Below are 12568 nucleotides of genomic sequence, written 5' to 3'. Positions count from 1 at the left end.
CTGGCCAGCTTACTTGGCTGTCAGCTTCGGTTTTCCGGTACGCCCAGTTTTTTGAGGATGATTCCCAGGGGGCAGAATTTGCTGAAGCCGTACTGAAAGAGGTTGGCGCCGACAAAGGCGGGCAGGAAATACCAGTAGGGGTGTACCCAGGTGCCCAGGGCCAGGCCGACCAAGATAAAGGTGCCGGCAAAGACGTGAATCCAGTCGTTGACAATCATGTGGTTGGTCTCCGTTTGTAAAGATTAGAAAGTGCGGCGCAGGCCTAAGTAGACGTTGCTGTTGTCCTCAAACTGTCCCCAGAAGGTATGGTCACGGCTGCCGCGGAACAGGTTGGCGCCAACCTCCACCGCCAACTGGTCGCTGATCTTGTAATTGGCCTTGGGGCGCAGGTGGCCGTCCTGGTCCGACGGTGACCAGTAGACAAACAGCGACAGGGTCAGGTTCTGCTGCAGCAGCAGCCGGGTCAGGCGCAGGGTCAGCAGGTGGCGGTTGCGGTCCGCCGCCGGGGCGCCGGGGGGCAGGGAGGCCAGGTAATTGTTGTACTGCACCTTGCGCTCCAGGTAGTACTGGATCCCGGCGGTGAGGTCGCGGGCCAGTTCCCGGTCGTGGCCGACCAGCAGCCGCCATTCGCTGTTGCGCACCAGGGGATCGCGGCCGGAAGAGTCATCCAGCGAGTGGTAATAACCCACCTCCAGGTTGCTGATGCCGCCCAGCAACGGCCGGCGGACACTGGCCCCGTAGACCGCCAGCCGGGGATAGATCAGGCGGCCGGAGCTTTGCTGCATCCCTTCCGGGGTGCTCCAGAAACCGTAGTAGCCGTACAGGGCGTACTCGGTGCCGGCCTGCTGGCGATACAGGCGCAGGGCGTATTCGCTGTCCCGGAAGACCCGGTTGCGGCTTTTGTCGCGGGCGATCTCGTCGCGGCCGACGATCTGCTGCCGCCCGCCATGCCAGTACGAAAGCCGGGAGCCGTCGATGTAGGTGGAGTGGGTGACCAGCGGCACATAGACCAGGTCCAGATTGACCGGCCCGGCAAACACCCCCAGCCGCACAGCATCGGCGGCCTTTTTCAGGTATTCGTCGTCGCGGCCGATGAAAAATGACTCCCAGTCCTTGGCAAAGACATCGTTGATGAAGAGCAAATCGCCGGTGCCCCAGGTCAGCACCTGGCGACCCAGGCGGATATCGAGGTCGGGATGGGGTGAGAAGGCATAGTTGGCCTCCCGCAGCTCCAGCTTCAGCTCTTCCTCCACCCCGTCGGCCAGCAGGTCGGTTTTCAACCGCAGCTCGCCGTCGCCCAGCCAGCGGCTGAAATCCAACTGCAGCCGCGCTTCCCCGATGGAGGCGTCCCGCTGATCTTCTTCCCGGTCCAGCCGCAGCCCGCCCCGGCCCTCGGTAAAACCGTGCAGGTCCACCTCAAAGCGGTCATAAAAATAATCCTGCACCCCGGCAATTTCGGCATCCGCCGGCAGCGGCAGCAGCAACAGGGCGGTCAAAGCCGCCGGCAGCATATGTTTAAACAGACGAGTCATAATTTTTCCAATAGTTCAGTGTTAACCAGGGCCGATGGCCAGCCGGCAAGCTCCCAAGAACTTGGTTGTGGCCAGGGGGTGGGGGGCGCGGAAACCGGCAGCGGCTCATTCTCGGCGGGCCTCCTGCCCGCCTCCGAGGTGTCGGCGTCCTCCTGCGCGTCCATGCGCCCGGCCGCCGACAAACCCGCCGCTACCGGTTTCCGCGCCCCCCGTCCATGTTTCACCCGGCTTGCCCCTTGCCCTGAGGCGCCCCGTGATCGCCCGAAGATGCGGTGCTGCTGGACGTTTACCGGCGCACCTCGCGCGGTGGGCGGCGCAGGTAGCGTTCGGTGAACAGGGATTGGTCCAGCCCGATATCGTAGCGTACGCTGGCAAATTCCATCACCGTCTCGCCGCCGCCTTCCAGATCCATTACCCGGGACTTGACCACGGTGGGAAAACCGTCGATCTCTTCGATCTCCAGGGCCTCCACCGTCCGGTAGTGGTTGTCGCCGCGGTCGTAATATTCCGCCTTTACCGGCAGGAAATTTTCCTTGTCGATCCACACCCGGTAGCGGGAGAACTCCACCGTCTCCGGTTCCCGGGGGGTGACGTCCAGCACATAATGCACGGCGGTTTCTTCCGCCAACTCGTGCCGGTCTTCGGTGGGGGCCCGACCGGAGACGTCTTCATAGAGGAAGTGGGAGCCGACGAAACTGCTGCGCTTGTCGGCGGCGGCGATGCGGCGCACCAGGTCGAGATCGGGCAGAAAGAGCCAGCGGTCATCTTCCCGTTCCAGGTATTTGTGAACCATGAAGACCATGCGGCGGACATCGGCGGGCCGTTCGAAATAGACGTAGTAGAGCTGGCGGCCGCCCTCTTCCAGGTTGAGCCGTAGAATCACGAACTGCCGCTGGCGCTCCCGGCCCTGGGCGTCGGTGATGGTCATCCGCACCTCGGAGCGGCCGTCGTCGCCGGCGTAGTAGGAGGCCAGGTTGGCCCGCTCGACAATCTCCGCCACCGGCATGGCCCAGGCCATGGTGGCGGAAGCGAGCAAAAAGAGCAGGGAAAGGGCAAGGATCCGCGAAGTCATAAATTACCTCTTGAAGAGTCGTTTTTCCAGCAGCCGGATGGCCGCCGGCAGCATGTACATGGTGGCCAGCCCCGACACCGCCATGATCGCCGCCAGGAAGAAGCCCACCGTTTTGTAGGGCATCAGCGGGGCGGCCAGCAGTGGCATGAAACCCACCGCCACCACGATGGCGTTGCGGCTGATGGCCCGGGCCGGCTCGGCAAACACCCGGCTGCGGGCCGCCGCCCAGCTTCCCGTTTCTTGGTACGCCTGGCGGGAGCGCTGCAAAAAGTGGATGGCGAAATCCACCGCCAGCCCCAGGGTCAGGGCCGAGAGCACCGCTACAGGCATATCATAGTCCTTGCCGATAAAACCGATCAAGCCATAAATGAAGGCCACCGTGACGCTGATGGGGATCATGGCCAGCAGGCCCCACAACGGCGAGCGGAAGAGCAGGGTCATCATCAGGTAAACCACCGCGAAGCTGCCGAGAAAGGCCCAGAGCATGCCGTAGACCATCTTCTCCTGCCAGATCACGTTGATGTAGGTCAGCCCGGCCCAGTCGTGGCGCAACTCCACCGGCGGCGGATGGGCGGCCAGGAACTCCTCCAGGTCGGCCAGGGTGCGCTCCATCACCATGTTGTCGCCGTCTTTAAGTTGCAGCCAGATATTGGCCTTGCGGAAATCCGGGGTGGTCAGATGCCAGAGATCGTCGGGTCGGTGGCTGTTCTGAAAGGCCATCAGGGTCTGGGAAACCCCGGCGGCGCTTTCCGGCAGACGGTAATCCGCCGGTTCGCCGCCCAGCAGTTCCTGGTAGACTTTGCGTACCAGGCTGGTTAGGGAGTTGCTTTTACCCACCGTGCCGGCCCGGATCAGGTGCTCTTCCAGCTCGATGAGCCAGGCCAGCACCTCCGGTTGGCGGAAGGTCGCCCCCCGGCCCTGCATCTCACCCAGCCGGTCCAGGGCGTCGAGCCAGAAATCGTAATTGGCGTCATCCTCGGCGGCAAACAGGCGCTCTTCCCATTTGTTTTCCAGGCGGCGGAAAAACTCGTCCGGGTCGGTGACTTCCTTGGCCAGGTTTTCCGCCTCATAGCGGGCCTCCAGGGTCCACCACTCGGGCGGATCGAGGAAGAGATCGCAGGGCACCCGGTCGGGATGGGCATGCTGGTTCCACAGCGACTCCCACAGTTCGGTGGCCAGGGCGGCGGGTGCCGGTTCCTGATCAAGGCCCTCCAGCACCAGATAAGCCTCGTAGGTGCCGGCAAAGTGCTGGTTGAGCACCCGGTCGGCCTGGCGGATGGGGTGCTTTTCGGTGAACCACTTCATGGGGTTGTCGTTGACCTGGATCTGGCTGATGCCGATGGCCGCCACCACCAGGGCCAGGGCGCTGCCGCCGGCAATCAGCTTGGCGTGCCGGTAGGTAAAGCCGCCCAGCCAGTTGAGGTGCCGCACCAGCAGGGGGGCGCCGACGGCGGCTCCGGCCTTGAGCTCACCGGCGACCGGCCGCTGGCCGAAATTGGCCAGCTTCTCTTCTTTCAGCAGCATGATGTAGGCGGGAACCAGCAGGATGGTGATCAGCCAGGCCAGGATAATCCCGATGGCCACGAAGATGCCGAACACCTGCACCGGCGGGATCGGGGTCAGGGCCAGGGAGGCGAAGCCGGCGGCCGAGGTCAGCGAGGTGAACAGCATGGGGGTGAAGAGGTGGTCCATGACCTCCTTCAGGGTCTTTTCCCGGTTGCGGCTCTCCTGGTATTTATCAAAAAAATCCGAGAGGATATGGATGCTGTCCACCACCGCAATGGGCATCAGGAAGATGGGGATCATGGAACTCATGATGTGCACCGTCTGGCCGGTGCCGATCAGCAGCCCCATGGTGGAAATCACGGTGAGCATGGCGACGATCATCGGGGCGATGATCATGTTGAGCTGGCGGAAGAAAAAGAGCATCAAAAGAAAGATGGCCACCATCGCCAGGGGGGCGGAGATGGCCATCTGGATGAACATCTCCACCCCGAAGGTCTCTTCCGCCACCGGCAGGCCGGTGATGTGAAACTCTTCCGGTACCGCTCCGAACTGCTCGATCCTGTCCAGCAGGGCGCGGCGTACCTGGTAGGCGTACTCCTTGGTGCTCAGCGGCAGGTAGATGGCCAGGGCCTGGCCGTCTTCTGAAACCATGGTGCCGGCCAGCATGGGGTTGTTCAGCGCCCGGTCCCGCACCGCCAGGGCTTCTTCCCGGGTGGTGGGGGCGGCAGGCATCAGCCATTCAAAGCGGATCTGGCCGGGCCCGTCCTGTTCGATGGAGTCCACCACGTCCGGGGCAATGACGTAGCGTTTGACCACCCGATGTTCCGGGTTGTCCGGGTCGCTCAGGTCCTGGGCGAAACGGGAAAGATCCAGTACCCGACCCAGGGTTTCGGGGTTGAAGACCCCGTCGGGGTGCTCCTCGTTGACCACTCCCAGCACCACCATGTCGTGCAGGGTGAACTCCTTCTTAACCTGGTCATGGAACAGGCGCACCGGCTCGTCGGCGGCCAGCATGTTTTCCGGGTTGGTGTCCACCGTGATGCGGGGAAGCATGGCGGCCAGGGCCAGGGCGAAGAGCACCAGCAGGGCGATGGTCAGCCGGGGGCGGTTGAGGGCGGGGAGAATCCATTGGTGTCCGGACATGATCTCTTCCAGTAAAGGTGATTTGCCGATGCTCAATCGGCGGAACGGGCGCGTTGCAGTTGCTCGACTTCGGCGCGCAAAACCTGTTGATTATTGGTAGCCGCCCGCTCTGGGGGTGGTTGCCCCGGACACGCCGCGATCGAAGGCCAGCGGCAGTTGCGGGTTGTTGCCCCAGACAATCCAGCTGTCATGATACACGGCCGGGTCGTTGAAGCCCAGCAGGCGCAGAATAAAGTACGTCATCGAGGCCCGGTTGGCAATGTAGCAGTATACGATGGTTCTCTTTTCCCTGTCAAGGGCGGCGTACATGGCTGCCAGCTCGGGAATGGGTTTCAGCAGCAGAGTTTCCATGTCCGCGAACTGCTGCCAGTGGGGCACGTTGACCGTGGTTTGGGGGATCCGACCGGCCCGGGCGCCGGCTTCATACAGTGCGTGGCCGGGGGGTGCCGGTTGGGCGCCGGAATGTTCATCGGCGATCCGGCTGTCCACCAACTGAGGCATGTCGATTCGCCGATCGTCGATTCCCATTTCATCCAGCACCGCCAAGTTCATCAGGGCGATGCTGAGTACCTCCGTCTCGTCGGCGATCACCTGAGGCCGGAGTCGGGTCCGGAAGTTACTGGGCGGCAGGCGGTTTTCCCTGGTTTCGACGGGCAGCCGGTGGGCCCACCAGTTTTCGATGCCGCCGTCCATCACCCGGACATCGGGGTGGCCCAGGTATTCCAGAACCACGAAGGGTACGAAGGTGTAGCCGGGCAGGGTGTCCTCGTAGTCGCTGTAAAGCACCACCGTCTGCCCATGGCTGATGCCGGCCCGGGAAAAAACTCGTTCCAGTTCCGCCACCGGCTGCATGGCCAGGTGCTCATAAACCTCGCCGGCTCGGGGGCTTTCTTCCCGGCGGAAGTCGGGAACGAACATGTCGGTGCGCAGCAGCTTGTGGGCCCGATCACCCAAATGGATGGCGCCGGGAAGGTGGCCCGCCAGGTATGATTCCCGGTCCCGCAGGTCCACCACCAGCCATTGATCCCGATGCTCCCACACCTCCAGCGGGGTGACCAGCAGGCGAGGGTTGGCATCGGTCGGTTGCCAGTTGCGGGGGGCCAGCCGTTCCGAGGCCCCCTGGACCGCCAGGAAAAGCAGAATTCCCACCATAATGGTCCCGGCTGCCGCTGTTTTGCCTAACTTGTTGATCTTCATGGTATCTCCTCCTAGTTTGGGGTAACATGCAAGCACAAGCCAATTGACATATAAAAATGTATTAATATAAAGAGGCACTGTCAAGCCGAATCGCTTTTTGTCAGCTTTTTTCCGAAATGACGCGAACGCCATGGCCAGAGTACTTGTTGTTGCGGGGAGTGTTTCAGGAATGGAACATGGCGGGGTGGCAGGGGCTTGGCGCGCGGATCTGCTAAAATCTCTGAAAAAGGAAATCCAGGGCGCCGGTGATGGTGAACTGCTGTTCGGTCAGGGAGCAGACGGGATTTTTCAACCGGTCAGACTGAACGTCCAGCAGGTAATGGTTGGCGATGCAGGATCTGAATTTAAAGTCCATGGAATGGCTAATCGCAAAATTTTACACCAGAAAATCAACCATTACCGCCAGCCGTTGCCCCACAGGGGGTCGTTGCCGAACTGGTGGCGCAGCCGCTGGTCGGGATTTTGCTTGTAGAACTCTTCCCGGGTGAAGGAAAATCGGTAGTTGTGGATATAATCGAGGATCAGCCGGTAACCGGCATTGATTTGCCGGATCAATTCCTGGTTCCGGTGGTCGGTGTTTGCCGCTGTCGGTTGCCGGTGACCTGAAACATCACCGGTGGCAACGGCATCATCGGCGGGGTCGCCGCCGTGGTGGTCGGGATGATGCCGTTTGACCAGCTCCCGGTGGCGCTGCTTGATTTCGGCCAGGGTGGCGCCTTCGTCCAGATCGAAAAGATCCAGGGCCGCCCGCAGTTCTTCGTAGGTCATGCTACTGTTCCACACCGCCGTTTTTGTGCTTGGCCAGCAGAAAAGCGGCGCCACTGGCCGACAGCCCCAGGGCGGAGGCAAGTTCAAAATGGTCGGCGGCGGGGTTTTTCTTCAGATAGGCGGCGGCCTCTTCCTCCAGCTCATCGAGCCAGCTTTCAAACAGGCCGAGGATTTCCGGTTCGGCCACGGCCTGCAGCTGTTTGGAAGCGGCAACTTTGTGGACCAGGTTCTGGCACATGTTGGTTGGATCGACACCTTCGTCCAGGCAGCGGGCCAGTCAGAGGTTGACCATTCCGGCCAGTTTGTCCCGGTCATCGCCTTCCAGCAGGCGGGTGAACCAGGCGCGGCGGGCCTCGTCGTCCAGATGGCTCAGCAGTTGCCGGGCCAGAGGCAGCAGTTGCTCCAGGGCGTCGTCGGGTTCCTGGTCGGTGAGTATTTTTTCCAGTTCCTGCATGGTTGTTCTCCGCTCTGTTGCCGGGTTTGTTAGCAGCCCGTTGAAAAACGGACTGTTAAGGGGTTGTTGAATACCCGGCTTACCAAAAGCGGCGGCGTGGCCCGGGCGCTTTTGGTAAGCCGGGCGCTCTTTATAAATGGTGCCGACGGGCCACCAACTCGGTGGTAAGTTGTTGCCACTGTTCCAGCAGTGCGGTGATGCGCGGGTCGGCCAGGCGGCAGAAAACGAAGGGGCCGCGGCGCTCCACCTCCACCAGCAGGGCCCGGCGTAACTCCTTCAGATGATGGGAGACCAGGGGCTGAGAAAGGCCGCTTGCCGCCACCAGGCTGGAAACCGTTTTCTCGCCGGCGGCCAGATAAAGCAGCAGGCGCAGCCGGTTTTCATCGGCCAGCCCCTTGAGTAGGGCCGTCAGGTCACGCAGGTCGGGGCCGGTGGTGTTGGTGGTGTCGGAGTTCCCGTTTTTCAAAGTCAGACCCTGTTGTCGTTTGCCGTCCTCAGCTTTGTCAGCCTACCCTCAGCCAGGCCGATCACCGCTTTTGGCCATCGGCTGAGTGATTTTACCGTATTCAGGGTAGATTACTACGACCGTGGCGCATCTTCCAGAGAAAATAACGTTCCAGCCCCGCCTTGGCCCAGCGGACCCAGCGCTTTTTGTGCAGGATGGTGCGTTGGCGCGGCGGCAGGATGGGGTCGGCCAGCATCAGGGTGGCGGTGTTGCCCATGTCCAGCATGCAGATCACCGTTAGCTCGTCGATGGCCAGACCGGCCGGGGACGGGCGGTTATCGATCTCGGCGGCCAGGTGGGCCGCCGCCGTTTGGGCCATCTTGACCGTCATGTAACCGGTTTTCGGCACCCCGGTGGGCACCGGGGTCGGTTCCCGGGGGGCCAGGGACGCCGCCACTCCCACGGTGTAAATATTGGGGTGCTGCGGGTGGCGGTAATGTTGGTCCACCGGGATAAAGCCCCGGGGGTTGCCCAGCTCCGCCACCCCTCCCACCCCCTTGAAGGGCGGGGCCAGCATGGCCAGCTTGAAGGGCAGGGTGGAGCCGTCGGCCAAATGGATGGTGTTGGCTTCGATACCGGCCACCGACTGGTTGACCACCGTTTTGATGTCTCGCTCGGCAAATTCGTCCTCGATGAAGCGGCGGGAGCGGCCCACGCCGTCGATGCCCATGTGGCCCGGATAAGGCTCGGAGCTGAGGTAAACCATGGGTACCTTGTGGCGCAGCTTGCGGCGGCGCAGTTGGTAATCCAGCTCGAAGGCCAGTTCGTAGTAGGGTCCGAAGCAACTGGCGAACTGGGTGGAGCCCAGCACCACCGGGCCGGGGTCGGCCAGCAGCTTTTCCCAGGCGGCTTTGGCCTGCCGGGCGTTTTCCAGGGAGAAGACACAGTGGGTGAAACCCTGCTCCGGCCCCAGGCCCCGGATTTCCTCACAGGCCAGGTGCGGGCCGGTGGCAATCACCAGGTAATCGTAACCGTGCGCTCCCTGGTCGGTTTGCACCTGCTGGGCCGCCGGATCAACTCCCTTGACCGAGGCCCGGATAAACTCGATCCGCCGGGGCGGCAGTATCCGGCTCAACGGCAGGGAAAGCCGTTCTCCCGTCCGGTGGCCGGTGACCAGCCAGGGCAGGGAGGGCAAAAAGACAAAGTGGTCGTCCTTGCTGATTATCGTGACCTCGGCTTTGTTGCCGAGCCGGCGCTTAATCTCCATGGCGGCGGTTAGGCCGCCGAAGGAGCCGCCCAGCACCAGGATTTTTTTGCCGTTGCCCATGTTGTCTCCAGAATTTGGTTGAGGGTGGCGGCCCGGTGGCCCGAATTCACCGTAAGCGGAAAAGGGGCGCCACCACTGGTGGCGATCGGGTCAGCTTAAACGTGCAATCGGGGACAGATTTAAAATCTCAAATCTGTCCCCGGTTGCGGTCGGGATTGCCGTTGCCGAGGCCGCCCTTAAGGCGTTTGCGCCGCCGGCTGGTTAAAAAGTGAAAACCCGTTCGCTTTCCTCGATCATATCATAAAGATCGGTCATCACGCCAAGGGGGCAGGAGGCTGATCCCGTAAGACCACGGGATTTTACGCAGCTGCCTCAGACCAGAAAGTTGCCTCCCAACTGGTCGAATTCGGCCAGTTGCCCATTAACGTCAAACTCCGGGGTGCCGATCTGCTCATACTCCACCCCCTTGCCCAGCATGAACATGTTGACTTCCTTGCCCTTTTTTATACTGGCATTGGCCAGCCGGGCGGCATTGAACACGGTTTCGGCGTCGTTGGTCGCCACAATGAACAGCCAGCTCATAATGCACCTCCTGATGGTGAAGTTTTGCGCTTGAGCCTGCGCCAGTCAAATTCAACATATACAAATGTATTTATATCGAGGTCGGCTGTCAAGCAAAATATCACCTAAGGGGGGCGTCAGTCGGTCAGGCCCAGGTTTTTGTTGATGAAAGCCAGGCAGGAAGCCGCCTTTTCTCCGGCCGAGGTCAAAATATAGCATTTTTTCTGATCCTGTTCGATAAACCCCGCTTCGCGTAAGACCTTGAGGTGAAAGTTGACCTTGGTGTGATCCTCAATGGCCAGCGCCCGGACCAACTCCATGAAACACATATTACCCTGCTGTTTCAGGGTAAAGATGATCTGCCGTCGCAACTGATTGGCCAGCCCCTGGAAAATATCTTCACTATCCAGGGTTTCGGCGCAATCGGTAAAACTGGCTTCCTGCAGGTTTTTCCCGATGGTGGCCAGCAGGGTTTCGATGGTAAAGGGTTTGCTGAGATAATCGTGGGCTCCCTGGCGCAAAGCTTGCACCGCATTCTGCACCGTGGAAAAAGCGGTGATCACCACGATTCGGCTGCCGGGTGAGTATCTGCGGAGCAGGGGGATGGCGTTCATGCCGTCGGTCCCCGGCATCACCATATCCAGGATGATCAGGTCAAAAGAATCATGCTGCACCAGGGCCAGGGCTTCATCGGCGTTTTGGGCGGTGGTGGCCTGGAAATTTTCCTGTTCAATAACTTCCTTGATGGTTTCCCGCAGTTCATGGTCATCATCGACGATCAGAATCCTGGTCATGTGTGGTTACCTCCCCCCTTTCATGCTTTTGGCGAAAACCCGGCAGGTCAACCGGGAAAACCAGCTTTACCGTGGTGCCCCGGCCGTCGGGGCGGGGCAGCAGGTTGATCTCGCCGCCGTGTTCGATCATGATACCGTAACAGATGGAGAGCCCCAGCCCGGAACCATGGCCGGCGTCTTTGGTGGTGTAAAAGGGATCCATGGCCAGTTCCCGTTGTTCGTGGTCCATCCCTTTGCCCTGGTCGCTGACGGTGATAATGACCTGGTCTTGGTCTTTATGGCCGTAGACCGTAATGGTTCCGTCCGGCGGGGTGGCGTCCAGGGCGTTGTGGAAGATGTTGGTAAACAGTTGCTCCAGCTTGAGGGCGAAACCAGGCACGATAAGCTGCGGCGGCAGGAAATTTGCCAGTTGGTGGCGGCTGCTGCGGTGGCTCAGGGTTTGCCACGCCCGGTCAACCGTTGTTGCCACCGTAATCATGCCAGCGATCATCGCGATCGTCCCCTTCGGACCAGTGGTCGTGAGTGCCGTCCGCTTTGGACCAGTAGTACTGGTAGCGGAGAAAGACGTGACCTTCGTCGCTCTTCACCACGTAACGCTGCTTCCATTTGCCGCCGACCACGTACCTGATCTGGTCCATTGACTGCAACTGACCGCGCCAGCCGTCGCGGCCGATGCCCAGGTAAATGCTGTCGGGGTCGTTGGCCAGTAAATCTTCAAACTGTTCCCGGGCCCAGGGGGCCATGGTGTCTTCGTTGGCCACTTGAATCATCTTGCCATGTACGGTGCCGGCCCAGCCGGCATGTTCGCCGGAGTGACACTCAACACAGGCCGCGGAGCCAACATAATCGCCCCTTGGCTGACCGGCCAGTTCCTCGTCTTCCGGTCGTGGTTCCAGAGTGATGGTTTCTTCGCCCGCCAGTTCGTCCAGGACGGCTTGGGTTACATCATCCATGTTCACGCTTTTGCCGTCTTTGCCGTCCGAGCCGCTGCAGCCGGACAGCCCGGTGCCCAAAATCAAGACCGCCGCCAGCGCAAGCGATTTGATCAGGCTGTTTTTGCCTTTTCTTTCCATTTCTCTACCTCCCAACTCTTTAAAATAGTGTTAATGATGGCGTCTTGCCGTCTGTCTTCGGTTGGTAAAACACCGATTTTGGATCCTGAGATCGCAATTTTTACGGCAGACATTAACAGACATAAACAGAGAGGGAGGAGAAATGATAGATAAGCCTGATTCTCGGCTTGGGCTAATCTGTGAACAAGAGTTAACAGAATGCTTACTCTTTGTTTACATAACAAAAAATCCCTCCGCCCAAGAAGATGACGGAGGGATCGTGAAACAACAAGAAACTCCTGGTTGCATAGGGAGGGTCGCCACCAGGGGGTTCTTGCCTCGGCGATCCGGGAAAGTCCACCGGAGTGTTGGCCGGGTACCTTACCGGAACAGAAGCTTGGCGAAAATCAACCAGGAAATCCAGGGAAAAGATGTTCACTTAACCGGCAGGGGTGTGAACCAAAATTATCAAGAAGGTGGGTTGCTATTCTTCCTCGGAACAGAAAAGCTCGTGCATGGTTTTGATCAACTCCAGGATGCGGCCTTCGCTGATCCGGTTGACGATGAAATTGGCGTTTTTGCGGAAGTCGATGATGCCCTGGTTGCGGAGGATGTTGAGGTGCTGGCTGACGTTGGCGTTGGTGGTCTGGACCTGGCGGTGGATTTCCCCCACCGTCAACTCCTTGTCCTGGAGCAGGCAGAGGATTTTCAGCCGGATGGGGTGGGCCATGGTTTTCAGCAGTTTGGCCATCTCGGCAATATTCTTCTCATTCATTG

15 protein-coding genes are annotated in these 12568 nt (G+C 60.4%); all 15 read right to left on the bottom strand.

Annotated elements, in window-relative coordinates; translation table 11 throughout:
* Positions 1 to 20: 20 nt before the first annotated feature.
* The 15 genes from P0N66_RS02320 to P0N66_RS02245 all read right to left on the bottom strand — a co-directional run bounded on the left by P0N66_RS02320 (position 21) and on the right by P0N66_RS02245 (position 12566).
* On the bottom strand, positions 21 to 218 hold the full coding sequence (locus P0N66_RS02320; protein WP_013164409.1) for a YgaP family membrane protein: 198 nt from the start codon (positions 216 to 218) through the stop codon (positions 21 to 23).
* 24 nt (positions 219 to 242) lie between these two features.
* Complete coding sequence (locus tag P0N66_RS02315) at positions 243 to 1532, bottom strand: hypothetical protein (protein WP_275802367.1); 1290 nt, start codon at positions 1530 to 1532, stop codon at positions 243 to 245.
* Positions 1533 to 1818: 286 nt separating this feature from the next.
* Positions 1819 to 2604: an outer membrane lipoprotein-sorting protein gene (locus P0N66_RS02310; RefSeq protein ID WP_275802366.1), complete on the bottom strand. Its 786-nt coding sequence runs from the start codon at positions 2602 to 2604 to the stop codon at positions 1819 to 1821.
* A 3-nt stretch (positions 2605 to 2607) separates the two neighbouring features.
* The gene (locus P0N66_RS02305; RefSeq protein WP_275802365.1) at positions 2608 to 5253 is read right to left on the bottom strand and encodes an efflux RND transporter permease subunit; all 2646 of its coding nucleotides are present in this window, start codon (positions 5251 to 5253) and stop codon (positions 2608 to 2610) included.
* A 90-nt stretch (positions 5254 to 5343) separates the two neighbouring features.
* Entirely contained in the window at positions 5344 to 6450 is a 1107-nt protein-coding gene (locus P0N66_RS02300; RefSeq protein WP_275802364.1) for a sulfurtransferase, read from the bottom strand.
* Positions 6451 to 6661: 211 nt separating this feature from the next.
* Positions 6662 to 6805 (bottom strand): putative type II toxin-antitoxin system PemK/MazF family toxin, encoded by a 144-nt coding sequence (locus P0N66_RS02295; RefSeq protein ID WP_275802363.1) that lies wholly within the window; start codon positions 6803 to 6805, stop codon positions 6662 to 6664.
* Between the two features lie 41 nt (positions 6806 to 6846).
* The gene (locus tag P0N66_RS02290; RefSeq protein WP_275802362.1) at positions 6847 to 7218 is read right to left on the bottom strand and encodes a J domain-containing protein; all 372 of its coding nucleotides are present in this window, start codon (positions 7216 to 7218) and stop codon (positions 6847 to 6849) included.
* A gap of 1 nt (position 7219) precedes the next feature.
* Positions 7220 to 7672 carry an LULAXC motif selenoprotein TsoA gene (gene tsoA / locus P0N66_RS12795; protein ID WP_338140538.1) on the bottom strand — a complete coding sequence of 151 codons (453 nt, stop codon included), beginning with the start codon at positions 7670 to 7672 and terminating at the stop codon, positions 7220 to 7222.
* 130 nt (positions 7673 to 7802) lie between these two features.
* Positions 7803 to 8138, bottom strand: coding sequence for an ArsR/SmtB-type metalloregulator TsoR (gene tsoR / locus P0N66_RS02275; protein ID WP_275802357.1), 336 nt, complete (start codon positions 8136 to 8138; stop codon positions 7803 to 7805).
* Positions 8139 to 8238: 100 nt separating this feature from the next.
* Entirely contained in the window at positions 8239 to 9444 is a 1206-nt protein-coding gene (locus P0N66_RS02270) for an NAD(P)/FAD-dependent oxidoreductase (RefSeq protein ID WP_275802355.1), read from the bottom strand.
* A 312-nt stretch (positions 9445 to 9756) separates the two neighbouring features.
* The gene (locus tag P0N66_RS02265; protein ID WP_431189993.1) at positions 9757 to 9966 is read right to left on the bottom strand and encodes a hypothetical protein; all 210 of its coding nucleotides are present in this window, start codon (positions 9964 to 9966) and stop codon (positions 9757 to 9759) included.
* A gap of 116 nt (positions 9967 to 10082) precedes the next feature.
* Positions 10083 to 10739, bottom strand: a complete 657-nt coding sequence (locus tag P0N66_RS02260) for a response regulator (RefSeq protein ID WP_275802353.1) — start codon at positions 10737 to 10739, stop codon at positions 10083 to 10085.
* Entirely contained in the window at positions 10714 to 11229 is a 516-nt protein-coding gene (locus P0N66_RS02255; protein ID WP_275802351.1) for a sensor histidine kinase, read from the bottom strand. The genes P0N66_RS02260 and P0N66_RS02255 overlap by 26 nt, the downstream gene beginning before the upstream one ends.
* Entirely contained in the window at positions 11192 to 11812 is a 621-nt protein-coding gene (locus P0N66_RS02250) for a hypothetical protein (RefSeq protein WP_275802350.1), read from the bottom strand. Before P0N66_RS02250 ends, P0N66_RS02255 begins: the two co-directional genes overlap by 38 nt.
* A 463-nt stretch (positions 11813 to 12275) precedes the next feature.
* Positions 12276 to 12566 carry an ArsR/SmtB family transcription factor gene (locus P0N66_RS02245; protein WP_275802349.1) on the bottom strand — a complete coding sequence of 97 codons (291 nt, stop codon included), beginning with the start codon at positions 12564 to 12566 and terminating at the stop codon, positions 12276 to 12278.
* Positions 12567 to 12568 lie beyond the last annotated feature (2 nt).

This window comes from Desulfurivibrio dismutans (genome assembly GCF_029210385.1).
Classification (GTDB): Bacteria; Desulfobacterota; Desulfobulbia; order Desulfobulbales; family Desulfurivibrionaceae; genus Desulfurivibrio; species Desulfurivibrio dismutans.
The sequence above is the reverse complement of the archived record's forward strand: the minus strand, read 5'-3'. Positions and strand labels throughout refer to the sequence as shown.

What these genes read in the sequence shown, in the direction of transcription:
- P0N66_RS02320 (WP_013164409.1), bottom strand. Translation starts at nt 218, where the DNA reads ATGATTGTCAACGACTGGATTCACGTCTTTGCCGGCACCTTTATCTTG.
- P0N66_RS02315 (WP_275802367.1), bottom strand. Translation starts at nt 1,532, where the DNA reads ATGACTCGTCTGTTTAAACATATGCTGCCGGCGGCTTTGACCGCCCTG.
- P0N66_RS02310 (WP_275802366.1), bottom strand. Translation starts at nt 2,604, where the DNA reads ATGACTTCGCGGATCCTTGCCCTTTCCCTGCTCTTTTTGCTCGCTTCC.
- P0N66_RS02305 (WP_275802365.1), bottom strand. Translation starts at nt 5,253, where the DNA reads ATGTCCGGACACCAATGGATTCTCCCCGCCCTCAACCGCCCCCGGCTG.
- P0N66_RS02300 (WP_275802364.1), bottom strand. Translation starts at nt 6,450, where the DNA reads ATGAAGATCAACAAGTTAGGCAAAACAGCGGCAGCCGGGACCATTATG.
- P0N66_RS02295 (WP_275802363.1), bottom strand. Translation starts at nt 6,805, where the DNA reads ATGGACTTTAAATTCAGATCCTGCATCGCCAACCATTACCTGCTGGAC.
- P0N66_RS02290 (WP_275802362.1), bottom strand. Translation starts at nt 7,218, where the DNA reads ATGACCTACGAAGAACTGCGGGCGGCCCTGGATCTTTTCGATCTGGAC.
- P0N66_RS02270 (WP_275802355.1), bottom strand. Translation starts at nt 9,444, where the DNA reads ATGGGCAACGGCAAAAAAATCCTGGTGCTGGGCGGCTCCTTCGGCGGC.
- P0N66_RS02265 (WP_431189993.1), bottom strand. Translation starts at nt 9,966, where the DNA reads ATGAGCTGGCTGTTCATTGTGGCGACCAACGACGCCGAAACCGTGTTC.
- P0N66_RS02260 (WP_275802353.1), bottom strand. Translation starts at nt 10,739, where the DNA reads ATGACCAGGATTCTGATCGTCGATGATGACCATGAACTGCGGGAAACC.
- P0N66_RS02255 (WP_275802351.1), bottom strand. Translation starts at nt 11,229, where the DNA reads ATGATCGCTGGCATGATTACGGTGGCAACAACGGTTGACCGGGCGTGG.
- P0N66_RS02250 (WP_275802350.1), bottom strand. Translation starts at nt 11,812, where the DNA reads ATGGAAAGAAAAGGCAAAAACAGCCTGATCAAATCGCTTGCGCTGGCG.
- P0N66_RS02245 (WP_275802349.1), bottom strand. Translation starts at nt 12,566, where the DNA reads ATGAATGAGAAGAATATTGCCGAGATGGCCAAACTGCTGAAAACCATG.